Source organism: Microbispora sp. H13382 (assembly GCF_014161445.1).
GTDB lineage: Bacteria > Actinomycetota > Actinomycetes > Streptosporangiales > Streptosporangiaceae > Microbispora.
Genome location: NZ_JABBXA010000026.1, coordinates 22,077 through 46,937 on the forward strand (window position 1 = coordinate 22,077; position 24,861 = coordinate 46,937).

Below are 24,861 nucleotides of genomic sequence, written 5' to 3' on the forward strand. Positions count from 1 at the left end.
CCCCCGCGAAAGGACTCCCCCCGTGATTCCCGACCCCAAGACCGTGCACCCGCTGCCCGCCCACGAGCGAGTGGTCTTCCTGAAACCGCTGGTCAGCTCGCCGAACATCGAGGTGGGTGAGTACACCTACTACGACGACCCCGACGGCGCGACCGGCTTCGAGCAGCGCAATGTGCTGTACGCCTACGGGCCGGAGCGGCTGATCATCGGCAAGTACTGCGCCATCGCCTGCGGCACCCGGTTCCTGATGGCCGGCGCCGACCACCCGACGATGGGCGTGTCCACCTTCCCGTTCACCATGTTCGGCGGCGAGTGGACCGAACGCACCCTCGACATCGTCACCGGCATGCCCAGCCGCGGCGACACCGTGATCGGCAACGATGTCTGGTTCGGCTACCAGGCCACGGTCATGCCCGGGGTGACCATCGGCGACGGCGCGATCATCGCCACCGGCGCCGTGGTCACCGCCGACGTCCCGCCGTACACCATCGTCGGCGGAAACCCGGCCAGGCCCCTCCGCCGCCGCTTCGCCGACGCCGACATCGAGCGACTGCTGCGGGCCGCCTGGTGGGACTGGCCCGTCGAGCTGGTGACCGAGCACGCGCGCGTCATCATGGCCGGCACCCCGGCCGACATCGCCCGCGTCGCCGCCGAGCACGGACTGGAGAAGAGCCTTTGACCCACGTGACCATCACGGAGCACACCGTGGCCGGCCGCGACGCCGGGCCGTACGCGATCACGACGGGGCCGGACGGCGCGCTGTGGAGAGCGCTGGAAATCGGCGCGCCCGCCCGCATCGCTCCGGCCCGCGACGAGGGCTGAATTCGAACCCCGTCACCTTCGGCGCCGTCCGGCCGCGCGGGCGAATCGGGCCGACAGCGTGCGCAGGTGACGGGCGAGTTCCGGCGGCGACTCGACGTCGAAGTCGACCCCGAGCGTGCCCACCGCGAGCGCGACCAGCTCGAGTGAGTCGGAGGCCAGCTCCAGCACGCAGGTCTCGTCGTCGACGGGGGTGACGATCCCGTCGACGCGCCCGGCGACCCGGGAGGCGGGTGCGTACACCCGCAGCCGCGAGCGATACGGCCAGACCTCGTGGCCGATCGATCTGCGCAGGTAGGCCGCAACGTCGCCGCCGGGTGGATCACGGTGGGCGAAGCGAGGCCCGTTGGGCGTGCGCAGCGAGATCCGGTCGGCCCGGAAGGTACGCCAGCCGGCCCGGTCGGCGTCCCAGGCGACCAGGTACCACCTGCGGCCCCAGGCGACCAGGCGGTGGGGTTCGGCGATCCGGGTGGACCGGCCCCCGTGGTGGCCGGCGTAGTCGAAGCGGAGCGTCTCGGCGGCGCGGATCGCGGCGGAGATCGCGGTGAGGACGGCCGCGTCCACCGTGGGCCCGCCACGCGGCGGGATCGCGACCATGGCCTCTTCCAGGGTCTGGACCCGATGGCGCAGCCGGGACGGCAGGACGTGCTCGACCTTGGTCAGCGCGCGCAGCGCGGCTTCCTCGATCCCGCTGACGCCGCTCGCGGCGCCGGTGCGCAGCCCGACGGTCACCGCCACCGCCTCCTCGTCGTCCAGCAGCAGCGGAGGCAGCGAGGCGCCGGCTCCGAGCCGGTAGCCACCCGCCGGGCCCAAGGCGGCGCGGACCGGATACCCCAGCTCGCGCAGCCTTTCCACGTCGCGTCGCACGGTACGGGTCGTGACGTTCAGGCGTTCGGCGAGCTCGGCGCCCGGCCAGTCGCGGCGCGCCTGCAGCAACGACAACATCCGGAGCAGGCGGGCGGAGGTGTCCGACATCCGTCCATGATTACCGGAGTGTAGGACCGTAGCTGTCCTCCATGAGCGCAATGCTTCAAGCCATGACCACACCGGAACCGTTCCGCGTCGACATCCCGCAGGCCGATCTCGACGACCTGGCCGTCCGCCTGGCCCGCACCCGCTGGCCCGACGAGCTTCCCGGCGCCGGCTGGTCCTACGGGGTGAACAAGGACTACCTCATGAAGCTGGTCGGCCACTGGCGCACCGGCTACGACTGGCGCGCGCACGAGGCCCGCCTCAACGAGGTCCCGCAGTTCACCACCGAGATCGACGGCCAGACCATCCATTTCCTGCACGTCCGCTCCCCCGAGCCCGACGCCACGCCGCTGATCGTCACGCACGGATGGCCGAGCACGGTGTACGACTTCCTGGACATCCTCGGGCCGCTGACCGACCCGCGGGCGTACGGCGGGGACCCGGCCGACGCCTTCCACGTCGTCGCGCCCTCGGTGCCGGGCTTCGCCTTCTCCGGCCCGACCCGCGAGACCGGCTGGGGCGTCGGCCGCGTCGCGCGGGCCTGGGCCGAGCTCATGCGGCGCCTGGGATACGAGCGGTACGGCGCCCAGGGGGGCGACTTCGGCAGCATCGTCTCCCCAGAACTCGGCCGCATCGCGCCGGAGCACGTGATCGGCGTACACGTCAACGCGCTGGCCAACGCCTCGACACCGGCCGGCCCCGGCGTGCTGGACAAGCTGTCCGGCGAGGAACGCGAACAGGCAGAGCGCAACCAGAAATGGTGGTATGCCCACTCCGGCTACGCCACCCAGATGTCCACCCGTCCGCAGACGCTGGCCTACGCGCTCAACGACTCCCCTGCCGGGCAGCTGGCCTGGAACCTGGAGTGGTTCGTGGACTGGGACCCCACCCGGACGGAGCGCACCCCCGTCGACCGCGACACCGTCCTGACCAATGTCACGATCTTCTGGCTGACCGCGACCGCGGGCTCGGCCGCGCGGCTGTACTTCGAGAGCGCGTCGGAGGCCTGGGGCCGGCGGCCCGCGCCCTCACCGGTGCCGACGGGGGTGGCGAACTTCCCCGGCGACCGGGCGGTCCGCGGGCTGGCGGAGCTGTCGAACACCGTCACGCACTGGTCGCGGTTCCCCCGTGGCGGGCACTTCGCCTCGCTGCAGGCTCCCGACCTGCTGGTCACCGACGTCCGGGACTTCTTCCGGAAGCTGGGAGCCCGGTAGCCGGGCGGCGGCGCCGCCGGCGTGCGCTCCGGCCGCGCGTCGCATCCTGGAGCGGGAGGCCGCGCGCCTCAGCGCCGGGCTCGACGCGACCCGCCGTCCGCCCGAGCTCGGCGGGTGTGCGGCATCGAGGGGTAAATCGATCGACATCGGGCGCGGAAGGTCGCTACCGTCCCGCCATGGCTGTGTTCAGCGAGACCGACCTCGACCGCTTCGTCTCCGACGGGTTCCTGAAGGTGGAGGAGGCCTTCCCCCGCGAGACCGGTGACCGGATCAGGGAGCGGCTGTGGCGGCAGATCGGGTTGTCCCCCGACCGGCCGGAAGACTGGACGCAGCCGGTGGTGTGGGCGGCCCCCGACCCGACGGGGCATGGCCCGTCCGGGGAGGCGATGCGGAGCCCGCGCCTGACCGAGGCGCTGGACCTGATCGCCGGTAAGAGCGGATGGGAGCCGCGCGGCACCATCGGCAACACCCCGGTCCGCTTCCCCCACCCCTCCGACGCCGGGGACACCGGCTGGCACATCGACCAGAACGACCCCGGACCGGCCGGCGCCTGGGGAACCGTCACGCTCAGGTCCCGCACCATGCTCGTGCTGGTCCTGCTGTCGGAGATCGGCCCCGACGACGCGCCCACCCGCATCAGGGCCGGATCCCACCTCGACACCGCCCGCGTGCTGGAGCCGCACGGCGAGCAGGGGCTGGAGTTCTTCGCCTCCGGCCCGCTGCTGGACGAGGCGACCGCGCACCGCCCCGAGACCTACGCCACGGGACTGCCCGGCGACGTCTACCTGTGCCATCCGCACCTCGTCCACGCCGCCCAGCCCCACCGCGGGACGCGGCCGCGTTTCATGTCCCAGATCCCGTTCTTCCTGACCGATCCGCTGGCCCCCGGCGACGCCACCCCCCTCGCGCGGGCCGTACGGCTCGGGCTCGGCGGCTGAGAGGATCGCGACGGGGCCGGCGGCTCTCGCCCAGCCACAGCCAGGGGCCGCATCCGCCTGCCGGAGCCGGCAGCCGCCGCCCGGCCATACCCTGAACGCTGGGAATTGTCAGTCTGTGCTGCTTGACCGTCAGGCGGGACCACAGCCAACCGGGAGCGCGAGTGCCCATCCGCCCGCCGTCGACCGCGCACGACACGACATCACACGACACGGCACGGCACGAAAGGTGCGGCACAGCCGTGGACCGCGACGCCGCCGTGCTGGACGACCCGGTGGGCGAATCACTGCGCGGTCACCACGCACATCTCGCCCGACGGCTCGGCGTGGCCGCCACCTACCCGCCGGAGGTCGCGACCTTCTCCGCGGTCACCTCCGACCCCGATCCGGAGGAATGGGCCGACCTCGCCCGGCTGCTCGGCCGGGGCGAGCTCGCCGACATGTTCAGCTGCCCGGCGGCACCGCCGCCGGACTGGGAACCGGTCTTCGTCCTGGAAGGCCGCCAGATGATCTGGCCCGGCGGCCGGCCCGATCACCCCGGCGCCGACGACATCGAGGTGGTCGAACTGGGCGCCGACAGCGTGCCCGAGATGCTCGACCTCGTCGCGCGGACCCATCCGGGGCCGTTCTGGCCGCGCACCCACGAACTCGGCACCTACCTCGGCGTCCGGGAGCACGGGGCATTGGTGGCGATGGCGGGCGAGCGGCTCCGGCCACCGGGATGGACCGAGATCAGCGCCGTCTGCACCGCCCCAGAGGCACGCGGGCGAGGGCTCGCCGCCCACCTGGTCAGCGCGCTCGTCTCGCGTGTCGTGGCCCGGAACGAACGCCCGTTCCTGCACGTGGCCGAGGCGAACACCGGCGCGATCGCCCTCTACGAGCGGCTCGGATTCGACACCCGCACGCCCGTGACCTTCCGAGGGTTCCGCACGCCGTGACGGCCTCCGGCGCCGGGACGCCCGCGCCAGGAGTGAGGCCGCTGCCGATCGCCCTGGGACTGCCGGGCGGCGGTCACGCCGGCTCCTCCACCAGCGTGGTGACGAGCCGGAACACCTCGGCGGTGTCGGCCACGCCGCCCACGATGATGATCTTCAGGCTGGCCCGCTCCTCGTCGTAGACGGTCTCGACGCGCAGGGGCCGGTCGGCGGGGGAACGGCTCGCGGCGGCGGCCATCAGCATGTTGCCCAGGGTCGTCATCTCGTCGGGGGCGATGGCGTCGATCTGCACGATGCTCGAGGCCTCGACGTGGCGCCGGGCGGTCTCGGTTACCGACGACTCGGCCGGGTGGCCCATGAACGTCTCCAGGTCCTCGCGGGCGATGCGGTACTGCTTGCCGATGCGCACCGCCTTCAGCCGCCCGTCGCGCACGTAGTTGCGCACGGTCTTCACGTGCAGGCCCAGCAGGTTCGCCACCTGCTCCACCGAGTACGGCTGCTGCGGCATCCCACTCCCCTCCGTCCGGCTCCCCCACGTACCCTATCCAGCTGTCCGACGAGGGACGTTAGGGAGTTTCGAGGGCGTGGACGGCCAAGGTCGCGAGAGGGGCGGGCGACACGGCCGGTAGTCTGCGTTCATGTTCCACCGCAAACCCATCGAAGAGCGCATCGCCGAGCGCGTCGCCAAGCGCCCTCCGCTCAAGGAGGGCAAGCATTTCGAACACCGCCCCGCGCTGATCGTGTTCTGCGTGGTCATCGCGCTCGTCGCGCTGAAGATCGTGGGCGCGTTCGCCCTCATGAAGTGGGGCGTCCAGTAGGACGCCCAGCTCACGCGGCGGATCGGACGCCGACGCAACTGATGCGCGCGACGCGAAATGGATTTATGTCCACATAATCCGATAAAACTACCCGATAAATTGCCGTGGTCACCGTTTCGCATCAATGCCTGGCCAAGACGGCGTTCCCTGCCGAGCCCGGTCAAGACCACCGGCCCGGCGACACCGACGGCCCGGACGCGCCGGCGGGAGGGGCGTTACCTGGCTCGGAGTTCGGCGGGCAGGACCCCGGTCACCTCCCCGGCCACGACTCCGGCCCTGACTCCGGCGCCGAGCACACCGCGCCGGGCACCGGCTTCGGCATGGATCACGGCTTCGCCGAGATCCAGCTGCGCACCGACCGGCGCCTGGACCTCACCGACCTGCCGACCGCGTAACGCCGGACGCTCGCCCGTTCCGGCGGCAGCACGGCTGGACCAGCCAGGCGCGCGATGCCGGCGGGGCATCGGCGATACTGCGGGCGTGGAGTACGTGTCCAGAGTGCCGCGACCGCCGCTGGACGGGCTGATCGACGACCTTTACTACCTGGAGGGTACGCCGCCGTACGCCCGGCTGACGCTGCCGCCGGGGCCCTCGGCGTTCCTCATCGTCAACCTCGGGGCGCCGTTCCGCATCCGCGCCGGCACCGACATCGAGACGGCCCAGTACGCCGACGGCTGCGTGGTCACCACGCCCACCCGCGCGTTGGAATTCGGCTACCCACTCCGGACCCGGTCCGTCGGCGTGCACTTCAGGCCGTGGGGGCTGGCGCCGTTCCTGCCGATGCCCGCGGCCGAGCTGTGTGACCGGCCTACGACGGTAGAGCAGGTTTGGGGCCGGCCCGCCGTTGCTGAGCTGCGAGACCGGCTGGCCACGGCGGACGGACCGCACGAGATGCTGACGCTGCTCGAGGAGGAGCTGATGCGACGGCTGTGCGAGACCGCCGGCCTGGGGCTGGTCCGCCATACGAGCAGCGTCATCGCGGCGACCAGCGGGGCGGTGGCGATCGGCGACCTGAGCGTGGCAGCCGGTGTCAGCAGCACTCATCTGGCACAGCGGTTCAAGGAGCTCATCGGTGTCACGCCGAAGCGGCTGGCCCGCACCTACCGCTTCGCCGCCACCGTGTTCGCGATCAACCCCGCCGGACCGATCGACTGGGGCGACCTCGCCGGTGGCGCAGGCTACTTCGACCAGGCCCACTTCGGCCACGAGTTCCGGGCGTTCACCGGGCTCACGCCGACCCGGTACGTCGAAGTCCGGCGGCGGTTCCTGCGCGAACATCCCGGCCACGCGCTGGACGGCTGGCCGCTGCCGGCCGATTGATTTCTTACAAGAGCGACAGCTCACGACACGCTAATTTGGGGCACCCCAAAGCAGAGGAGAGCCCCGTGGGCAAGGTGGTCATGTACAGCTCGGTGTCGGTGGACGGCTTCATCGCGGACGAGAATGACCAGCCCGGACCGCTGTTCGACTGGTTGTCCAGCGGTGACGTCCCGTTGGACGAGAGCGGTCAGCTGAAGGTGTCGCAGGCGTCCTACGACTACACCCGGCCGTACTGGGACCAGATCGGAGTCACGATCGTCGGCCGCCACGTCTTCGACATGACGGACGGCTGGGACGGGAGGCCTCCGGGCGGCATCGACCACGTGGTCGTCGTGTCGCACCGGCCGATGCCCGAGGGCTGGGACCCCGAGGCGCCGTTTCACTTCGTCGACGGCGTCGAGGCAGCCATGGCCAAGGCGCAGGAGCTTGCGGGTGACCGCATGGTCGAGGTCGCCGCCGGCGACGTCGGTGGCCAGGTGCTTGCCGCGGGCCTGATCGACGAGGTGCGTATGGACGTCGTACCCGTCGTGTTCGGGTCCGGCAAGCGCTACTTCGGCTCGGTCCACGCGCAGCACCTGTTGGAGGATCCTGACGTGGTGATTCAGGGCAACCGGGTGCTTCACCTGCGCTATCGGGTGCGCCGTTGACCGATCCGAGCGGGTACGCGAAGAAGTCCACTGCGAACACGGTGCTCGAACTGGACGTGCCGCTGCGGGAGCGGGTGCTGTGGACGCTGCTGTACGAGTCCACCGCCCGCGCCGAGGAGGTACCGCTGCTGAACGTGCCGGACTGGACACCGCGAACCGGCGGGTGGTGGTGACCCGAAAGGGCGGCGCGACCTACCGGGCGGGCCGTACACGCTGCACCAGCTGCGCCACTCCGGCCTAAGGTACTCGCGGAACTTGCGGCGCACGGGCGGCCGCTGGCCGCCGAGCGAGATGCCCGGCGTCGGGAACTGCTTGGCGATCTCCAGCGCGGTGAGAGGGCCCGGCGCTGCAGCTGTGTGACCAGGCGTTCGCGAGGGTGCAATCGAGATCCATGCGGTCGTGCTCGAGCCCGCCGAGTACGCCGTGCTGAGTCCGGAACGCGAGGACTACCCGCGGACGCAGATCGCGCACCGATTAGGTTTCCGCGCCGTGCCCGTCTGTACGTGTGAGATCGACTCAAGGGAGGCTGGCACGATGCGGAAACTGATCTTCGGCATGAACGTGACGCTGGACGGCTACATCGCCGCGCCCGGCGACGACATCGGCTGGGGTGGGGGGGAGGGACCGGACTCGTCGCCGAGCGCCGAGCTGTTCCAGTGGTGGTCCGACCGGGTGGACGCGACGGGCCTGGCACTGTACGGGCGCAAGCTGTGGGAGACGATGAGCTCCCACTGGCCGACCGGCGACCAGCAGCCCAACGCTACCCCGGCGGAGATCGAGTTCGCGCGCCGCTGGCGGGACATGCCGAAGGTGGTGTTCTCATCGACGATCGACAAGGTCGACTGGAACACCCGCCTGGTCACCGGCGACGCGGTCGCCGAGATCGCCCGGCTCAGGGCCGAGGACGGCGGCCCGATGGACATCGGCGGCGCGACGCTCGCCGGGGCGGCCATGCGGGCCGGGCTGATCGACGAGTACGCGCTGGTCACCGTGCCGGTCCTGGTGGGCGGCGGCACGCCGTTCTTCACGGCGCTGGACAGCTGGGTGAACCTGAACCTGGTCGAGACGCGGACATTTCCCGGCGGCGTGGTGCTGACCCGATACGAGACGAGGCGATGAGCACGGGCCGAATGCTCGGCTCGTAAGGCCAGGTCGAAATCCTTCCTGGCGTGCTCACCGCGCCCCTCGGCGATGAGGGAACCTTTTCCGGCCCTTCCTTGCGTTCCGAGTGAGCTGTTGACCGACTCGCTGAGGATGAGGACGACGGTGACGCCGGCCCGTGCGCTGGACTCGTCGACGAGGGGGACGTGTCTGATCACAGCGTCGCGGGCAGGCTCAGCCATGGTTTGTCGGTGGCGTCGAATCCGGTGAGTTCGGCGATCTTGCCGTCGACGATGTGCAGGACCGCGATGGTGAACAAACGGTATTCCGGGTCGTCGGGGGTGCGGAGGTACAGCGCGGCGGCAGGCATGCGGTTGACCGTGGTGGCGGTGCAGCGCCAGTCGTCGTAGCCGCGCTGGAACAGCCCACCGGAGACCCAGCCGTCCACCGCGTCCTTGGCCGTGACGGTCACGGTGCCCGGGTCGGGCAGCATCGCGAAGCGCAGGTCGTCGCGCAGCAGGGCCATCAGCCCGTTGAGGTCGTTGCGCTCATGGGCGTCCATATACGACTTCACCACGCCGCGCTCGTCATCCGACAGCTCGTGTGCGGCAGGGCTCCGCCAGTCGAGGCGGCGGTCGCGCAGCTGCTCGCGCATCGTCACGCGCGCCCGCTGCAGCGCGCTGGTCACCGATGCGACGGTCAGTTCGAGGGCGTCGGCGGCCTTCGACGCCGGCCAGCCGAGGACGTCGCGCAAGATGAACACCGCCCGCTGCCGCGGCGGCAAATGCTGGACGGCGACGATGAACGCCAGCTCGATCGTCTCCCGCGCCACCACCGATTCCTGCGGGTCCTCCGGGAGCATCCGGTCCGGGTAGGGCTGCAGGTAGCGCACTTCCGAGCCCGCGCCCGGCAGCTCGGCAGGCACGGGTGTGCGGTCGTTGCGCTTGTCCAGGAAGTCGAGACAGGCGTTCGTCGCGATCCGGTACAGCCAGGTCCGCAGCGCGGCGTGGCCCTTGAACGACTCCCGCTTGTTCCACGCCCGCAGGAACGTCTCCTGCGTCATCTCCTTGGCGTCCTCGTAGTTCGCGAGCATCCGGTAGCAGTGCACCTGCAGCTCACGCCGGTAGCGCTCCGTGGTGAGCGCGAACTGTGCTGCGTCATTTGAGCGGGCCGCCGCGATGAACGCGGCGTCGTCGTCGCCTGGCAGTCTGGCGTCGGTCATGGTCGTCAATCCTTCCGCAGGTGGCGAGGGGCTACCAGAACTGACGACGTGGCGGAGGATTTCTGAGCGGTGAAGCCACTGACACCGGGCCGTTCGTCAGGCCGGATGGGTCGGGTCGATCCAGGGGACGTGTTCGGGCCGGGTACACCCGGGTCACGCAACGGACGGTGGCTGCCGCCTCCGCGTACGCCCTTCTGCCGACGTCACGCGGCCGGGACGGCTTTCCCGGTCGCCGAACACGCCGTGGATGCTAGAGGGACTCCCCCAGCGTGGCGACGAGCCGGGCGATGCGCTGCTCGTCACGCTTGTAGTGGGTCCGCTTGCCCACCTGCGTGGCCTTCACCAGGCCCGGCCGCTGCAGCTCGGCCATGTACGCCGACACGGAGCGGATCAGGACTCCAGCGCGCTGCCCTGCTGCCACTTGCTGAACGGCATCTGCCAGAAGCCCCAGCCGTTGTTCCACTCCAGGGCCCGGTCGGTGCCGACGATCTTGACGACGTCGCCCCGGTGGTAGTTGTCGTAATACCACTTGGCGTCGTTGGGGTGGGCGTTGATGCAGCCGTGGCTCACGTTGGCCCGGCCCTGGGAGCCGACCGACCACGGCGCGCCGTGGACGTACTCGCCGCTGTTGGAGATGCGCACCGCGTGGTTGACGACCTCCTTGTAGTACCCGGGGTCGCCTTCCTTCTTCCCGGGAGAGATCATGGTGACCGGGTTGCCGCGTTCCATGGTCAGATGGATGCCGCTGGTGGTGGTGTACTCGCGGGTGGTCGCCTTGCCGGCGCTGATCTTCATGGTCTTCACGACCTTGCCGTCGCGCCGGACCACCATCATGTGGGTCCTGGTGCTGACCGAGCTGATCCAGGCCGCGCCGATCTTGATGGTCGTGCTGTGGTCCTCGACGCCGTAGGTGTCCTGCCCGGCCTTCACCCCGGTCAGGTGCGCGGTGAACTTGACCTTCTGGTGCGCGGGCCAGTACTTGGCCGTCCGGTAGATGACGAACTTGTCGTCGATCCACCGCCAGGCGCCCTTGACCGGCTTCTCCGCGTCCACTTCGAGGGCCTGTTCCACGGCGGCCTTGTCCTGCACCGGCGCGTTGAACCTCACCATGATCGGCATGCCGACGCCGACGGTCTCCCCCTTGATGCCGGGTGTGACGTCCACGACCTCCAGCCCGACCTTGGGCTTGAGGGTGGTGAAGCGGCTGGTCGCGGTCGCGGGGCCGCCCTCGCCGGTGGCCCTGGCCGACACCGTGTATCTGCTGGAGGGCTTGAGCGGCTGCTTGGAGGTCCATTTGGTGCGGGTGGCGTCGAAGTCGCCCTCGATCGTCTCGCCGCCCACCTGGACCGTGACCTCCTCCAGCTGGCCGTTGGCGGCGGTGACGACCACGGTCTTGTCGGGACGCACCTTGGCGCTGCCCGTCGCGGGGCTGATCTTGATGGCGGGAGCCGGGACGGCGGGCGCGGCGGCGTCGCCGGAGCCGCCGCCCGCCGAGCCCGGCGCGCCCGACCCACCGGAACACGCCGACAGAGCCGCGGTCAACGTCACGGCGACTGCGGCGATCGGCCACCTCGAACGACTACCAGTGCTCAGCACAACCACTACTCCCCCATGAGCGCGTAGGTGCACCATAAGACCTTATTCGGGGTTGCCTCTTATGTTGTCATTTTCTCCTGCGCTAAGGTCACATTTCGGTCGCTTCTCCGGTGGAGTCGTCTCTGTTGACGGTAAGGTGCGGGTCAAGACTGATCAAGCACCCAGTCAGCGCAGGTCGTGACGAGGTCCTGCACGTCCGCGTACGACGGGAGGCCGGCGGGGATGTCCCCGCCTCCGGCGACCGCCCGGGCGGTCCCCACCACGGCGTGCAAAGCGGCCCGCAGGAGCAGCGACCCGGTGCTGATGCGCCGGACGCCGAGCGTGGCCAGCCCGGCGACCGTGTGGCGGCCGGGCAGGAACAGCACGTTGAGCGGCAGATCGACCGCGTCCACCAGCGCCCGCACGTCGCCGGCGTCGGCGACCCCGGGAACGAACACGCCGTCGGCCCCCGCCTCGGCGAAGGCCCGCAGCCTGGCGATGGTCGCGCCCGGGTCCCCGGCGCCCAGCCAGTAGGTGTCGGTGCGGGCGTTGACGAACAACTCCGGCGCCCGCGCCTTGACCGCCGCGATCGTCTCGCACCGCTCGCCGAGGTCGGCCAGCGTGCCGTCCGGCCGGCCGTCCTCGATGTTGACGCCGGCCACGCCCAGGGCGGCCAGTTCGGAGGCGATCTCGGCCACCCCCTCCGGCGTGTCCGCGAAGCCGCCCTCGATGTCCACCGACACCGGGCACGGCAGTCCGGCCAGCCGCCGGGCCAGCGCCAGCGTCTCCGCCGCGGTCTCGCCGGTCGCGTCGGGCTTGCCCGCCGCCGCGGCGACGCCGAGGCTCGTGGTGCCGATCGCGGCGAACCCGGCGGCTGCCAGCGCGGCCGCCGAAGCGTGATCCCAGGCGTTGGGCAGCACCAGGGGGCGCTCGGCATGGTGGAGCGCCCGGAACGTCTCGGCGTGCGTGGTCATCGGGGTCCTTCCGCTGTCTCGGGGTTGTGAAGGCAGAGCCGGGCGGGCACGCGCAGGTTCGGCGACGGCTCGTACGGAATCTGCTCGTACGGAATCTGGGGGTCGGCGAGCCGATGGCCGGCGGCGGCCTCCACGACGCCCGCGGCCAGGGCGAGCGCGGCGGCCTCCCCCGGGCAGGGCCTGATCCCGTCGCCGAACCCCAGGTGCCCGCCGCTCCCGCCGCGACCCCGCCGGAAACGGGTGGGGTCGAAGCGGTGCGGGCCGGGGAAGACCTCGGGGTCCCGGTTGGCCGCCGCCAGGTCCAGCACGAGGACGGCCCCCGCGGGCACGGAGACTCCCCCGGCCGTGGCGTTCTCGGCGGCCACGCGGCGCGTCACCCGTACGGGCGGGTCCCACCGCAGGATCTCGGCCAGCATCGCCTCGACCGGCCACCGAGGGGCCGGGTCGGCGGGCATGCGCGTCACCACGGCGAGGGCGTTGCCCACCAGACCCGCGGTGGCGTCGCACGCCTGGACCAGCACCCCGGCCACGGCGGCCAGCAGGCCGGGTTCGGGCGCATCCCCTCCGCCGAGCGCGGCGGCCAGCACGCCCACCGCCGCGTCGGCCGCGTCCCGGGCGGGCGGCGCGTCGGAAACGGCGGGGAGGTGGTAGGCCGCTGCCATGGCCGTTACCGCGGCGACGACCTCCTCCCTCCGGTCCTCCGGGACGCCGAGCCGCGTGGCGAGGACCCCGACCGGGACGCGGCGCGCGATCGTGGCCATCACGTCGACGGGTGCCCCGCCCGCCAGTTCGGCGCGCGTCCGCTCCCGGGCCTCGCGGCGCAGCCGTACGGGGTCGAGGGTGTCGAGCAACCCCAGCACGCGCGCGCGGCGGCGGGCGTGCTCGGCCCCGTTGCTGAACCTGCTGACCGCTCCCCGCAGCCAGGCCATCCCCGGTCCCGAACCTGTTCCGAGCGGCACGGCGGGGGCGGCCGGGACGAGGAAGCGGGGGTCGGCGAGCACGGCACGCACGTCCGCGTACCGGGTGAGCCGCCGTTCCCATACGGCGGGCGGATCTGCTGTCATCGGTGGGCGGGGGCGCGTGGAGGCCGCCCCCTTCCCCCTTCCGTGGTGGTCGTCGCCTCCCGGGCAGGCTAGGGCCGCAATCCTTCGGCTCCGGTCGAACGATGAACGTTTCACGCCCGGGCATGCCGTGCGCGGCTTGTGGGTCTTTGGGCCTTTTCAACGATCGCCGCGCGGGTTATCACAGGGCGGGAGGGCGAATGTGATCCTCCCGCTTTTCTGAGCGCGTTCCACGGCTCCACCCGACGTACCGGCTCCACGCGCCGGATCACCGGCGTCGACATCTGCACGCCCACTGGGCACCACCGCGATGGAGGACGGCATGCGCCTGTTACGAACCGTGGTCACTCGATTACTCCTGTTGTGTGCGATGGTCGCCGCGGGCGCCACCGCCGGGGCGGGGGCCGCGAACGCGGCGGTTCCCGACGTGTGGGGATTCGCCTACATCGACGTCACCTCCGGCGTGCCGAACCTGGCCTACCAGGCGGGCAGCTGGGCGCCCGGGCCGACGGTCAGCGTCACGCCCGGCGGCTCCGGCGAGTACTTCGTGCGGTTCCCGAAGATCGGCATCCCCAAGGGCGGGATCGCGCACGTGACCGCGATCTCGCAGTCGGCCGAGTGGTGCCAGATCGAGAAGTGGGGGCCGGCCGGCTCCGACGAGATCGTGGCGGTGCGGTGCTACCGGTTCGGCGGAACCCCCGTCAACGCGCGCTTCTCGATCGTCTTCGCCAGCAGCAGCGGGGCGCTGGCCTCGGCGACGCAGGCGTACGGCTACGTCTACTGGAACGGCACGTCCATCGCCTCCGACTACAACTCCTCGCTCGGCGTGAACGCCGTCTTCCCCAACACGACCGGAGACTGGACCGTCTGGCTGCCCGGGCTCGGCTCCTCCGTGCAGGCCGGGAACATCCAGGTCACCGCGGTCGATTCGAGCAAGCCGGCGCGGTGCAAGGTGGGCGCCTGGAGCTGGGCGCCGTCGGGTCAGAAGATCCAGGTGCTCTGCCACGACGTGGCCGACAATCCGTACGACACCGGCTGGACTCTCACCTACCAGCGTGAGCGGGCGATCACCGGGGCGTTCGCGCCGCCGAAGCTGTTCGCCTACACCTTCGACAACGTCCCGGCCAACCCCGGGCCGTACGCGCCGGTTCCCCCCGGGGTCAACTACAACTCCCAGAGCGGGGTCAACACGGTGCGGACGGCCGGGACCGGCATGCGCCTGGTGTACTTCCCCAGGGTCGGGTCGCCGCCCAACAACGTCCAGGTGACGGCGTACGGCCCCGGGCCGGAGTACTGCAACCTGCTCACGCTGTGGACGACCTCCGGCGCCGACGTGTACGTGCGTGACGTGGTCTGTTACAAGGGAACCACCCAGGTCGACCAGCCGTCGTTCGTGACCTACGTCTCCAGGTACTGACGCGGACCGGGGCGGGCGCCCCGGCCAGGACCCGCGGATCAGGACCCGCGGATCAGGGCACACGAATCAGGGCACACGAATCAGGGCACGCGGAGGCGGTGGGTCAGCCCCGTGTGGCGGCGGCCCGCCCCCCGCGTGCGCACCGCCTGGCCGAGAGCCCGCCGCGACCCGACGACGACCACCAGCTTCTTGGCCCGGGTGATGGCGGTGTAGAGCAGGTTGCGCTGCAGCATCATCCAGGCGCTGGTGGCCAGCGGGATTACCACCGCCGGATACTCGCTGCCCTGGGAGCGGTGGATGCTGACCGCGTAGGCGTGGGCGAGTTCGTCGAGCTCGTCGAAGGAGTAGTCGACGTTCTCGTCCTCGTCGGTCAGCACGGTCAGCCTGCTCTCCTCGGGGGTGATGGCGGTGACCACGCCGACCGTGCCGTTGAACACCCCCGCCGCACCCTTGTCGTAGTTGTTGCGCAGCTGGGTGACCTTGTCCCCGACGCGGAAGACCCGCCCGCCGTACCGGCGTTCGGGCATGCCCTCGCGGGCGGGGGTCAGCGCCTCCTGCAGGGCGGTGTTGAGCGCTCCCGCGCCGGCCGCGCCGCGGTGCATGGGCGCGAGCACTTGTACGTCCCTGCGCGGGTTGAGGCCGAACTTCCTCGGGATGCGCCGGGCGACCACGTCCACGGTCAGGGCGGCGATCTCCTCGGGTTCCTCACAGGGGAACAGGAAGAAGTCGGGGAACTCGCGCACCAGCGGCTGCTGCCCGGTGTTGACGCGGTGGGCGTTGACGACCACGCCGGACTCCTGCGCCTGGCGGAAGATCTGCGTCAGGCGCACCCGGGGGACGGCGGGGGCGGCCAGCAGGTCGCGCAGCACCTCTCCGGCGCCGACCGAGGGAAGCTGGTCGACGTCGCCGACGAACAGCAGGTGCGCTCCCGGGGCGACGGCCTTGGCGAGCTTGTTGGCCAGCAGCAGGTCGAGCATGGACGCCTCGTCCACCACGACCAGGTCGGCGTCGAGGGGGTTGTCGCGGTCGAAGGTGGCGTCCCCGCCGGGGCGCAGCTGGAGCAGCCGGTGCACGGTGGTGGCCTCGTGCCCGGTCAGCTCCGCGAGCCGCTTGGCCGCGCGGCCGGTCGGAGCGGCCAGGATGACCTTGGCCCGCTTCGCGCGGGCGAGGGTCACCACCGAGCGCACGGTGAAGCTCTTGCCGCAGCCGGGGCCGCCGGTCAGCACCGCGACCTTCTCGGTCAGCGCGAGCCGTACGGCCTGGGCCTGCTCGGGCGCGAGGTCGGCGCCGGTCCGGCCGCGCAGCCAGTCGAGGGCGGCCGGCCAGTCGACATCCGTGAACGCGCCGAGCCGGTCGTGCCCGGCGGACAGCAGGGTGCGCAGCGTGCCGGCCAGCGACAGCTCGGCGCGGTGGAAGGGGACGAGGTAGATCGCGGGGACGGTGCTCTCGCCGTCGTCCCCGTTCTGCTCACCGTTTCCCCTGGCCGGGATCTCCTCGCGGACCACCCCCTCCTCGGCGACCAGCTCCTCCAGGCAGGCCGTGGTCAGGTCGGCCGGCACCTCCAGGATCTTCACGGCGTCGGCGACCAGGTTGGGCGCGGGCAGGAAGCAGTGGCCGTCGTCGGCGGCCTGGGAGAGCGTGTAGCGCAGCCCGGCCTTGACCCGCTCGGGGCTGTCGTGCGGGATGCCCACGGCCTGCGCGATGGTGTCGGCCGTCTTGAAGCCGATGCCCCACACGTCGTCGGCGAGCCGGTAGGGCTCCTTGCGGACCACGTCGATGGAGTCCTCGCCGTACTGCTTGAAGATGCGCACGGCGATGGAGGTGGACACGCCGACGCCCTGTAGGAAGATCATCACCTCTTTGATGATCTTCTGCTCCTCCCAGGCGGCGGCGATCATCTTGGTCCGTTTGGGCCCGAGGCCGGGGACCTCGACCAGCCGCTTCGGCTCCTCCTCGATCACCCGCAGCGTGTCGGTGCCGAAGTGGTCCACGATCCGCTCGGCCATCTTCGGGCCGATGCCCTTGATCAGGCCGGAGCCGAGGTAACGCTGGATGCCCTGAATCGTCGCCGGCAGGACGGTGGTGTACGACCAGACCTCGAACTGCCTGCCGTACTTGGGGTGGGAGCCCCAGCGGCCGGTGAGGCGCAGCGACTCCCCCACCTGCGCCCCGAGCAGCGGCCCGACGACGGTCAGCAGCTCGGTGCCCGACCGTTCGGTGGCGACCCTGGCGATCGTGTAGCCGGTCTCCTCGTTGGCATATGTGATCCGCTCCAGTACGGCGTCGAGCTGCACGCCGGGCGGCCTGCCCGCGGCGCCCCCGGGAGGATTCGTCATGGGTCGCATTGTCTCCCACCCCGCGGGGCCCGCCCGACCGCGACCGGTCGCGTGGGGACGAAGCCGTCCCCGTCCTGCCAGGAGGCCGGGGACGGCCGTTTTCGCGGTGCTACCCGGTGAAGGCCGCGGCGTGGTCGCGAGCCCAGGTGGCGAAGGTGCGGGGAGCGCGGCCGGTGACCTGCTCGACGTCGTCGGTCAGCGGCACGTGGCGGCCGTCGTTGGCCTGCCAGTAGGCGAGCAGGGCGTCGGCGTACGGACCGGGGATGTGGTCGGCCATCTCCTTCTTCCATTCCCCGGGCGTGACGTGGCCGACGGCGATGGACCGCCCGGTGACCTCGGCGAGCCGCTCGATCTGTTCGGTGAACGTGAGGCTCTCCGGGCCGGTCAGGTGCAGGCGCCGGCCCTGGTGGCGTGGGTCGGTGAGCACGGAGAAGGCCACCTCGGCGAGGTCCCGTTCGTGGATGGGGTCGGTGTGGGAGCCCGGGTAGGGCAGGCTCACCGGTCTCCCGGCCCTGATGGACCAGGCCCAGGCGCCCGCGTTGCCGGCGAAGGAGCCGGGTCGCAGGATCGTGGTGGTCAGCGGTGCGGCGAGCAGCGCGGTCTCGACGTCGAGGTGCGACTTGGCCAGCGGGTCGCCGGCGGCGCCGGGGTTCAGCACGCTGGCGGACGACAGCAGGACCACGTGCTCGACGCCGGCCGCGACGGCGGCGTCGGCGAACTCCGCGATGTGCGAGGCCTCGGCGTACAGGAAGACCTCCGTGACGCCGGCGAGGGCGGCCGGGAAGGTCGCGGGGTCGGTGAGGTCGCAGGTGACCGCCGTGACGCCGTCGGGCCCCCGCAGCCGGCCGGGGTCGCTGGAGGCCACGCGTACGGGGCGGCCGGCCTGAAGCAGCAGGGTCAGCAGGTGGGTGGCGACCGCGCCGCGGCCTCCGGTGACGAGAATCATGGGAATGCTCCTGTGAACGGTACGGATGTGGATGCGGATGCCTTCCGGGAGGCGGGGAAGGTTCAGCGGGCGTGCGCGCCACGGCGCGCGGGCAGCGGGATTCTCGTCGCGCATGCGGCGGTGACGGCCCTGGCCGGACGTGTCGACGGCGGCGCGACGCCGGTCACCGTGGCGCCGAGCGGGTCGAGCGCGTCGGCGGCGACCACGAGCAGGAAGATCGCCCATGTGGGCGGAGACAAGGGTGAGGACATGGCGAGGCAGACTCTCCGCTGAGAGATCCAGACAGCCTGTACTGAGGCTGTCGTGCCGGCCGGATGTCCCGACACGCTCATGAACGAGCGCCGCACCTTACGATCAAGAAGCTACCACGGCGGTCACGTGCCCGGCCCGACGGCGGATACGGCTAGCGGGGGTTGTCGTAGCACTCGAGAAAAGTCGGGCGAATATGGCCCTGACCTGGTGCTTCGCTAATCCTGGTGGAGCAGGTCGGCAGGAGCCGGAGGCTGCGGCGTCGTAGGTGTTACCGGCGCCCGCCCGGAGTCGAGGTCGCCTTGCGGCAACTCGACACGAGCGCGGCGATCGGTGAGGAAGACCGGCCCGGCCCGGCGTCCGGCCAGCAGGCGGGGCAGGAGCCGGGCTGTGGCGGTGCGCCAGACGATGACGTCGACGGCGCCGTCCTCGTGCCGCACCCGGGCGCGCCGGTTTACCACACCCCGTCGGCACCGCCGTGCCGCCGGCCGCGTGGGAGGCCGCACTGTCCGACGCGGTCGCACAGGCCGGCGGACTGGACGACGTGGCGGGGCTCGATGCGTTGCGCACCGACCGCAGCGAGGCCAGTGGGACTGGATACTGGTCGGCCGCGACCGGTGAGTACCGCCTGGACCTGCTCCGGTTGGCGTTCGGTCGCGACGATGTGCTGCTGCCGCAGGTGCTCGGGCCGACTTGTCAGGCCGGGCACCTGCGCACCGGCGCGCCGCTGGGCCCCGGCGCCGGCGACTGCGCCGCAGCGGCGCTGGGTGTCGGTGCCGAGCCGGGCGACGTGATCGTGTCGATCGGCACCTCCGGCGTAGTGTCCACCGTTTCCAACGTGCCGACCGCAGACCCGAGCGGGATCGTGGCCGGGTTCGCCGACACGACCGGCCGGTTCCTGCCGCTGGTGTGCACGCTCAATGCCGCCCGGGTGCTCGACGCGGCCGCGACCATGCTGCGGGTGGACCACGCAGAGCTGTCGGCGCTGGCGCTGTCCGCCCCGCCGGGCGCCGACGGGCTGACCCTGGTGCCCTACCTGGAGGGCGAGCGCACACCGAACCGCCCGCACGCCACCGGAGCCGTGCACGGCCTGGCCCTGCGGACCTCGACCCCCGCGCACCTGGCTCGCGCGGCGGTCGAGGGCATGCTGTGCGCACTCGCCGACGGGCTGGACGCAATGATCGCGCAGGGCACGACGGTCAACCGGGTCATCCTCGTCGGCGGTGGCGCCCGCTCGGAGGCGGTGCGCCGGATCGCGCCTACTGTCTTCGGCCGCCCCGTACTCGTCCCACCACTGGGGGAGTACGTCGCCGACGGCGCCGCCCGCCAGGCGGCCTGGGTGTTGTCGGGCGGGCAGCGGCCGCCGTCGTGGACGGTCGGGCAGGTTGAGATGCACGAGGCGGACGCCGTGCCGGCGATCCGCGAACGGTACGCCGTGGCCCGCGCGAACGTCCTCGACCGCGCTGGCTGACGGCGGAGCTGGTAAGGGCGGCGATCACACCCTGGCCGCGCTGAAGTCCATCCGGGCCGCCCTCCCCGGCGGCGCCCCGATCTACGTGATCCCGGACAACCTGTCGGCCAACAAGACCCCCGCGATCCGCGCCTGAGCGAACAAGAACAAGGTCGAGCTGTGCCTCACCCCGACCTACGCCTCGTGGGCCAACGCCATCGAGGCGCGGTTCGGGCCGCTACGCAGCGAGAAACAACGCCGCTGGGGACGACCCGCCAACGAACCCGCCTGACCAACCCTGCGAACGTTCGTGGTCACCGCATCAGCGGGGCAGGCGCAGTCCTGCGATGAGGATCCCGGCCAGCCGGCGCGCGTCGTAGCGGGGATCGCTGTCCGCGCCGATGCAGAGGTTCCCGACGCCGCGCATGAGTTCGATGGCCTCGATGTCGGAGCGGATCTCGCCGGCGGCGGCCGCGGCGTCGAGCAACTCGGCGCACACGGGCACGAGCCGGTCGAGGAAGTAGGCGTGCAGCGTCTCGAAGCCCCCGCTGTCGGAGCGCAGCACGGCGGCCAGGCCGTGCTTGGTGACCAGGAAGTCGACGAAGAGGTCGATCCATCGCCCGAGGGCGGCGTACGGGGTCTCGCCGGCCGCCAGCAGGGCCGGCCCGGCCTCGGCGCAGGCCTCGACCTGGTGCCGGTAGACGGCGATGATGAGGTCCGCCCGCGTCGGGAAGTGGCGGTAGATCGTGGCCGTCCCGACGCCGGCCTTGGCCGCGATGTCGCGTACCGGCGCGTCCACGCCCGAGGTCACGAAGACCGCGGCGGCCGCGTCGAGCAGGGCCTTCTCGTTGCGCCGGGCATCCGCCCGCCTGGGCCGAACCGCACGCCCCGCGCCCCGGTCGTCGTCGTTCATCGCGTCGTTCCCTCCACCGCCGAGCTTGCTAAACGGGACGTTGTTCCGTATCGTCAAACGGGACACGGTCCCGGTTGTTCATCTTGCCAGATCAGCGGCCCGGTCACCAAGAGCGCGCCGCCATGCCTCACCCGCGATACGGCCGTGCGTGCCGCCTCTCCTCATCCCCGCGAACAACTGAAGGACAATCCTGTGAACGAATCGCTCATGACCATCGGCGCGCCCACTCCGGTCGTCTCGGTGAAGCCGGTGGTGCTGCCGGCCCCCGGCCGTGGCCAGGACCTGCACGTACGGGTGTCCGCCCCCACGACCGGGCACGAGTTGCCGGTCGTCGTCTTCTCGCACGGCTTCGGCGAGTCGCTGAACGGCTACGCCCCCCTGGCCGACTTCTGGACCGCCCACGGCTTCGCGGTGATCCAGCCCACCCACCTCGACTCCAGGACGCTGAACCTTCCCCCCGACGACCCCCGTACCCCGCTGATCTGGCGGTCGCGGGTCGAGGACCTCAAGCGCGTCCTCGACCGGCTCGACCTCGTGGAGGACGCCGTCCCCGGCCTCGCCGGGCGGCTCGACCGCGGCCGCGTCGCCGTCGCCGGCCACTCCTGGGGCGCCCAGACGGCGAGCATGCTGCTGGGCGCGCGGGTCCTCGACGCCGAGGGCGTGCCGGGAGAGGACATGTCCGACCCGCGCGTCACGGCCGGGGTGCTGCTCGCCCTGACCGGCAGGGGCGGCGCGGACCTGGCCCCGTTCGCCGCCGAGCACTTCCCGTTCATGAACCCCGGCTTCGCGGAGATGACCACATCGGCCCTCATGGTCGCCGGCGACAAGGACCAGTCCCTTCTGTCCGTACGCGGACCGGACTGGTTCACCGACGCGTACCACATGAGCCCCGGCGGCAAGAGCCTGCTCACGCTGTTCGGAGCCGAACACTCGCTCGGCGGGATCTCCGGATACAACGTCACGGAGACGACGGACGAGAACCCCGAACGCGTCGCCCTGCTCCAGAGGGTCACGTGGGCCTACCTCCGCCACGCTCTCGGCATCGAGGATTCCGCGTGGTCGGCGGCGCGCACGGCCCTGGCGGACGGCGGCCATCCGCTGGGCCGGATCGAATCCCGGTGAATCCCGGTGAATCCCGCCGCGTACGACCCGGCGAGGCATCTTGCGGTGGCTAACTTAGCTTGCTAAGTTAGCTGCATGGAACGAAACCTCAGCCTCAACCTGCATGTGCTCACCGCCCGGCTGGACCGCGCCGCCGACCGGATCCTCCGGGCGGAGCACAACGTCTCCTACAGCCGCTTCCTGGCGCTGACCCTGGTGGGAGAACTGGGCGCCTCGACGCAGCGGACCCTCGCCGACTATCTCGGCGTGACCGAGCCGTCGGTGAGCCGCATGACGTCCGTGCTCGCCGCCGAAGGTCTCCTCGACGTCCAGCCCGACCCCGGCGGGGGGAACCGCCGGCGGCTCAGCCTCACCGACGGCGGGAAACGGCTGGTGGCCTCCATCCGGCAGGAGTTCGAAGACCGGCTGGCCGCGGTCGTCGCGCAGAGCGGCGTGCCGTACGCGGAGTACGCCGAGCACACCGCGCGACTGCTGGCGACGTTCGACCGGCTGGAGCGGGAGGCGGGCAAGTGATCCGGGACATCGACACCACGCCCTTACGCCGGCACACGGCCGTCTCGGCCGACGGCACGGAGATCGCCTACCGGACGCTGGGCGCGGGCCCCAACCTCATCCTGGTCGGCGGCAATCTCAAGACCTCCGAGGACTACCTGCCGCTGGCCTCCGCGCTGGCCCACTCCTTCACGGTGCACGTGGTCGACCGGCGCGGACGCGGCGACAGCGGCCCCCAGGGACCCGGCTACTCCCTGGCGAAGGAAGTGGAGGACCTGCGGGCCGTCCAGGACGCGACCGGGGCGCGCCTGGCCTTCGGGCACAGCTACGGCGGGCTCGTCATCCTCGAGACCGCGCGCTCGTTCCCGCTGTTCGACCGGATCGCGGTCTACGAGCCCGGGGTGCCCTGCGCGCCCGTCCCCACCGCCTGGATGGCGCCCTTCCGGGAACGGCTGGCCGCGGGCGACGACTACGGGGCGTTCATCCACTTCATTCAGGGGTCGGGCGGCGCGCCGGACTTCATGACCAGGCTGCCGCACTGGTATCTGCGGATGGTCTTCCGCATGGCCTTCCGCGGAGCGGCCTGGCAGCGGATGCGGCCCCTGCTGGGCGCCTGCCTGGCCGAACACGAGCAGCTCGCCGCACAGTACGGCCGGCTCCCCGAGTTCGCGGACGTCACCGCCCCGGTGCTGGTCCTGGTGGGCGGCCGCAGCAAGCCGGCGCACCAGGAGGAGTACGCCACGCTGGCCGGCACCCTTCCCAGCGCCGTGCTGCGAACCGTCGACGGCCTCAACCACATGGGCCCCTCGGAACGCAAAGCGGCCCCCGCCGTGGCCGAACAGACGCTGCCGTTCCTCCTGTGACGATCCGCCGGCCGCGGCTCCCCGCGCGTGCCTCCCGGAACGAGGCGTGGCCTGGGCCGTCTCCGGGGTCGCCGGGGCGGCGGGACGCTAACCTGGTGCGGGTCACGGAAAGGGGACGACCGGAATGGTGCTGGAGGGGACGGCTCGCGCGCTGCTGCGCAGGCTGGCGGTCGAGCAGGCGGAGGCGCGGGTGCCGTCGCTGGTGGCGGCGATCGTTCGGGGCGGCGAGATCGCCTGGTTCGGGGCGCGCGGCCGGGTGGACGGCGAACCGCCCACCCGCGACACCCAGTACCGCATCGGATCCATCACCAAGACCCTCGTGGCGACCGTCGTCATGCGGCTGCGCGACGAGGGCAGGCTCGACCTGCTGGACCCCCTGGACAAGCACGTGCCCGGCACGCCGCTGGGCGACGTCACGGTCGCCCAGCTGCTGTCCCACAGCGGCGGGCTGACCGCGGAGTCACCCGGCCAGTGGTGGGAGCGCACCCCGGGGGTTCCGGTGGGCGACCTGGTCGCCACGCTCGGCCCGGAGTCCGCCCGGCACCGGCCCGGGCGCCGCTACCACTACTCCAACCTCGGATTCGCCCTACTCGGCGAGCTGGTCGCGCGCAAGCGGTCGGCGCCGTGGGACGAGGCCGTACGCGAGGAGGTCCTCGAGCCGCTCGGCATGCGCGACACCACCCCGCGCCCCCGGGCGCCGCACGCCACCGGGTACGCCGTGCACCCCTGGGCCGACGCGCTGCTGCCCGAGCCCGAGAACGACCACGGCGCCATGGCCCCCGCGGGCCAGTTGTGGACCACCACCGCCGACCTGGCCCGATGGGCGGCCTTCATCGGCGGCGACACCGGCGACGTGCTGCGCCCCGCCACGGTCGCCGAGATGCGCGAGCCGGCCGTCGTCGAGGACGGCGACATCTGGGTGCGCGGCTACGGGCTGGGCCTGCAGCTCGCCCGGCACGTCGGCCCCGGCGGCCCGCGCCGGCTGGCCGGCCACAGCGGGTCGATGCCCGGCTTCCTCGCCAGTGTGTGGGCCGACCCCGCCGACGGCGTGGCCGTGCTGTGGATGGCCAACTCCACCTCGGGCATGCGCAACCTCGACACCGCCCTGCTGGACATCCTGGCCGAGCACGAGCCGCCGCTGCCGGCCGAGTGGTCGCCCTCCCCGGTGGACGAGGACCTGCTGGAGCTGACCGGGCCGTGGTATTGGGGCCCCACGCCGTACGTGGTCCGGGTCCTGCCGCACCGGGGCCTGTCGGTGACCCCGCTGAGCGGGCAGGGCCGGGCCTCCCGGTTCGTCCCCCAGGCCGACGGCACCTGGCTCGGGCTCGACGGCTACTACGCCGGGGAGACCCTGCGGGTGGTCCGCTCCCCCGGCGGGGTGACCCACCTGGACCTCAACACGTTCGTCTTCACGCGTGAGCCGTACGCCCCGGAGGCCCCGGTGCCGGGCGGGGTCGACCCGGCCGGCTGGCGGTGACCG

General features: G+C 71.8%; 29 protein-coding genes and 1 pseudogene. 18 read left to right on the forward strand and 12 right to left on the reverse strand.

Annotated features, from left to right (window positions below):
- The first annotated feature begins 22 nt into the window (after window positions 1–22).
- Together HHX41_RS35165 and HHX41_RS39955 are read left to right on the forward strand one after the other, a co-directional pair.
- Window positions 23–679: a CatB-related O-acetyltransferase gene (locus HHX41_RS35165; protein ID WP_182909406.1), complete on the forward strand. Its 657-nt coding sequence runs from the start codon at window positions 23–25 to the stop codon at window positions 677–679.
- 5 nt (window positions 680–684) lie between these two features.
- Entirely contained in the window at window positions 685–822 is a 138-nt protein-coding gene (locus HHX41_RS39955; RefSeq protein ID WP_211592063.1) for a hypothetical protein, read from the forward strand.
- A 12-nt stretch (window positions 823–834) separates the two neighbouring features.
- Here the strand turns inward: HHX41_RS39955 and HHX41_RS35175 are convergent, their stop codons facing one another.
- Complete coding sequence (locus HHX41_RS35175; RefSeq protein ID WP_182909407.1) at window positions 835–1,794, reverse strand: YafY family protein; 960 nt, start codon at window positions 1,792–1,794, stop codon at window positions 835–837.
- 62 nt (window positions 1,795–1,856) lie between these two features.
- Between HHX41_RS35175 and HHX41_RS35180 the strand changes: the two genes are divergently transcribed.
- The 3 genes from HHX41_RS35180 to HHX41_RS35190 all read left to right on the forward strand — a co-directional run bounded on the left by HHX41_RS35180 (window position 1,857) and on the right by HHX41_RS35190 (window position 4,878).
- A complete protein-coding gene (locus HHX41_RS35180) occupies window positions 1,857–3,005 on the forward strand; it encodes an epoxide hydrolase family protein (protein WP_220504705.1) in 1,149 nt (382 codons plus the stop codon).
- Window positions 3,006–3,181: 176 nt separating this feature from the next.
- The gene (locus HHX41_RS35185) at window positions 3,182–3,943 is read left to right on the forward strand and encodes a phytanoyl-CoA dioxygenase family protein (protein WP_182909408.1); all 762 of its coding nucleotides are present in this window, start codon (window positions 3,182–3,184) and stop codon (window positions 3,941–3,943) included.
- Window positions 3,944–4,182: 239 nt separating this feature from the next.
- A complete protein-coding gene (locus HHX41_RS35190) occupies window positions 4,183–4,878 on the forward strand; it encodes a GNAT family N-acetyltransferase (RefSeq protein WP_182909409.1) in 696 nt (231 codons plus the stop codon).
- Window positions 4,879–4,951: 73 nt separating this feature from the next.
- Here HHX41_RS35190 and HHX41_RS35195 read toward each other — a convergent pair whose 3' ends face one another.
- Entirely contained in the window at window positions 4,952–5,383 is a 432-nt protein-coding gene (locus tag HHX41_RS35195) for a helix-turn-helix domain-containing protein (protein WP_182909410.1), read from the reverse strand.
- 130 nt (window positions 5,384–5,513) lie between these two features.
- Between HHX41_RS35195 and HHX41_RS35200 the strand changes: the two genes are divergently transcribed.
- The 6 genes from HHX41_RS35200 to HHX41_RS35225 all read left to right on the forward strand — a co-directional run bounded on the left by HHX41_RS35200 (window position 5,514) and on the right by HHX41_RS35225 (window position 8,779).
- Window positions 5,514–5,693 (forward strand): hypothetical protein, encoded by a 180-nt coding sequence (locus HHX41_RS35200; protein WP_142623945.1) that lies wholly within the window; start codon window positions 5,514–5,516, stop codon window positions 5,691–5,693.
- Window positions 5,694–5,797: 104 nt separating this feature from the next.
- Entirely contained in the window at window positions 5,798–6,088 is a 291-nt protein-coding gene (locus HHX41_RS35205) for a hypothetical protein (protein ID WP_182909411.1), read from the forward strand.
- Window positions 6,089–6,173: 85 nt separating this feature from the next.
- Window positions 6,174–7,013: a helix-turn-helix domain-containing protein gene (locus tag HHX41_RS42090; protein WP_220504707.1), complete on the forward strand. Its 840-nt coding sequence runs from the start codon at window positions 6,174–6,176 to the stop codon at window positions 7,011–7,013.
- 65 nt (window positions 7,014–7,078) lie between these two features.
- Window positions 7,079–7,660, forward strand: coding sequence for a dihydrofolate reductase family protein (locus tag HHX41_RS35215; RefSeq protein WP_182909412.1), 582 nt, complete (start codon window positions 7,079–7,081; stop codon window positions 7,658–7,660).
- Window positions 7,657–7,833 (forward strand): hypothetical protein, encoded by a 177-nt coding sequence (locus HHX41_RS35220; RefSeq protein ID WP_182909413.1) that lies wholly within the window; start codon window positions 7,657–7,659, stop codon window positions 7,831–7,833. The genes HHX41_RS35215 and HHX41_RS35220 overlap by 4 nt, the downstream gene beginning before the upstream one ends.
- Before the next feature lie 361 nt (window positions 7,834–8,194).
- Window positions 8,195–8,779, forward strand: a complete 585-nt coding sequence (locus HHX41_RS35225) for a dihydrofolate reductase family protein (RefSeq protein WP_182909414.1) — start codon at window positions 8,195–8,197, stop codon at window positions 8,777–8,779.
- A 196-nt stretch (window positions 8,780–8,975) separates the two neighbouring features.
- On the opposite strand, the gene HHX41_RS35230 is transcribed toward HHX41_RS35225, so the two are convergent.
- From HHX41_RS35230 to HHX41_RS35245, 5 genes are all read right to left on the reverse strand, one after another.
- Entirely contained in the window at window positions 8,976–9,983 is a 1,008-nt protein-coding gene (locus HHX41_RS35230; RefSeq protein ID WP_182909415.1) for an RNA polymerase subunit sigma-70, read from the reverse strand.
- Between the two features lie 250 nt (window positions 9,984–10,233).
- Window positions 10,234–10,365, reverse strand: a complete 132-nt coding sequence (locus HHX41_RS41350; RefSeq protein WP_259401554.1) for a hypothetical protein — start codon at window positions 10,363–10,365, stop codon at window positions 10,234–10,236.
- 8 nt (window positions 10,366–10,373) lie between these two features.
- Complete coding sequence (locus HHX41_RS35235) at window positions 10,374–11,531, reverse strand: Ig-like domain-containing protein (protein WP_310742316.1); 1,158 nt, start codon at window positions 11,529–11,531, stop codon at window positions 10,374–10,376.
- Window positions 11,532–11,722: 191 nt separating this feature from the next.
- Window positions 11,723–12,532: an isocitrate lyase/phosphoenolpyruvate mutase family protein gene (locus tag HHX41_RS35240; RefSeq protein ID WP_182909417.1), complete on the reverse strand. Its 810-nt coding sequence runs from the start codon at window positions 12,530–12,532 to the stop codon at window positions 11,723–11,725.
- A complete protein-coding gene (locus HHX41_RS35245) occupies window positions 12,529–13,596 on the reverse strand; it encodes a cytochrome P450 (RefSeq protein WP_182909418.1) in 1,068 nt (355 codons plus the stop codon). Before HHX41_RS35245 ends, HHX41_RS35240 begins: the two co-directional genes overlap by 4 nt.
- 319 nt (window positions 13,597–13,915) lie before the next feature.
- On the opposite strand from HHX41_RS35245, the gene HHX41_RS35250 reads away from it, so the two are divergent.
- Complete coding sequence (locus HHX41_RS35250) at window positions 13,916–15,010, forward strand: hypothetical protein (RefSeq protein WP_182909419.1); 1,095 nt, start codon at window positions 13,916–13,918, stop codon at window positions 15,008–15,010.
- Between the two features lie 80 nt (window positions 15,011–15,090).
- Here HHX41_RS35250 and HHX41_RS35255 read toward each other — a convergent pair whose 3' ends face one another.
- The 4 genes from HHX41_RS35255 to HHX41_RS35270 all read right to left on the reverse strand — a co-directional run bounded on the left by HHX41_RS35255 (window position 15,091) and on the right by HHX41_RS35270 (window position 19,002).
- Entirely contained in the window at window positions 15,091–17,346 is a 2,256-nt protein-coding gene (locus tag HHX41_RS35255) for an ATP-dependent RecD-like DNA helicase (RefSeq protein ID WP_182909420.1), read from the reverse strand.
- Between the two features lie 109 nt (window positions 17,347–17,455).
- On the reverse strand, window positions 17,456–18,292 hold the full coding sequence (locus HHX41_RS35260; protein ID WP_182909421.1) for an SDR family oxidoreductase: 837 nt from the start codon (window positions 18,290–18,292) through the stop codon (window positions 17,456–17,458).
- Window positions 18,293–18,354: 62 nt separating this feature from the next.
- Window positions 18,355–18,543, reverse strand: coding sequence for a hypothetical protein (locus tag HHX41_RS35265; protein WP_182909422.1), 189 nt, complete (start codon window positions 18,541–18,543; stop codon window positions 18,355–18,357).
- A 216-nt stretch (window positions 18,544–18,759) separates the two neighbouring features.
- On the reverse strand, window positions 18,760–19,002 hold the full coding sequence (locus tag HHX41_RS35270; RefSeq protein WP_220504708.1) for a hypothetical protein: 243 nt from the start codon (window positions 19,000–19,002) through the stop codon (window positions 18,760–18,762).
- A 17-nt stretch (window positions 19,003–19,019) separates the two neighbouring features.
- Between HHX41_RS35270 and HHX41_RS42490 the strand changes: the two genes are divergently transcribed.
- A complete protein-coding gene (locus HHX41_RS42490) occupies window positions 19,020–20,012 on the forward strand; it encodes an FGGY-family carbohydrate kinase (protein WP_396795666.1) in 993 nt (330 codons plus the stop codon).
- 10 nt (window positions 20,013–20,022) lie between these two features.
- Window positions 20,023–20,235, forward strand: a pseudogene (locus tag HHX41_RS42495) (transposase); the annotation flags it as partial.
- A 78-nt stretch (window positions 20,236–20,313) separates the two neighbouring features.
- Here HHX41_RS42495 and HHX41_RS35280 read toward each other — a convergent pair.
- Window positions 20,314–20,904, reverse strand: coding sequence for a TetR/AcrR family transcriptional regulator (locus tag HHX41_RS35280; protein WP_182909423.1), 591 nt, complete (start codon window positions 20,902–20,904; stop codon window positions 20,314–20,316).
- Between the two features lie 207 nt (window positions 20,905–21,111).
- Between HHX41_RS35280 and HHX41_RS35285 the strand changes: the two genes are divergently transcribed.
- The 4 genes from HHX41_RS35285 (at window position 21,112) to HHX41_RS35300 (ending at window position 24,858) form a co-directional block, all read left to right on the forward strand.
- Window positions 21,112–22,026: an alpha/beta fold hydrolase gene (locus tag HHX41_RS35285; protein ID WP_182909482.1), complete on the forward strand. Its 915-nt coding sequence runs from the start codon at window positions 21,112–21,114 to the stop codon at window positions 22,024–22,026.
- A gap of 75 nt (window positions 22,027–22,101) precedes the next feature.
- The gene (locus HHX41_RS35290) at window positions 22,102–22,539 is read left to right on the forward strand and encodes a MarR family winged helix-turn-helix transcriptional regulator (protein ID WP_182909424.1); all 438 of its coding nucleotides are present in this window, start codon (window positions 22,102–22,104) and stop codon (window positions 22,537–22,539) included.
- Window positions 22,536–23,381: an alpha/beta fold hydrolase gene (locus HHX41_RS35295; protein WP_182909425.1), complete on the forward strand. Its 846-nt coding sequence runs from the start codon at window positions 22,536–22,538 to the stop codon at window positions 23,379–23,381. Before HHX41_RS35290 ends, HHX41_RS35295 begins: the two co-directional genes overlap by 4 nt.
- Window positions 23,382–23,505: 124 nt before the next feature.
- Window positions 23,506–24,858 carry a serine hydrolase gene (locus HHX41_RS35300; protein ID WP_182909426.1) on the forward strand — a complete coding sequence of 451 codons (1,353 nt, stop codon included), beginning with the start codon at window positions 23,506–23,508 and terminating at the stop codon, window positions 24,856–24,858.
- Window positions 24,859–24,861: the final 3 nt, after the last annotated feature.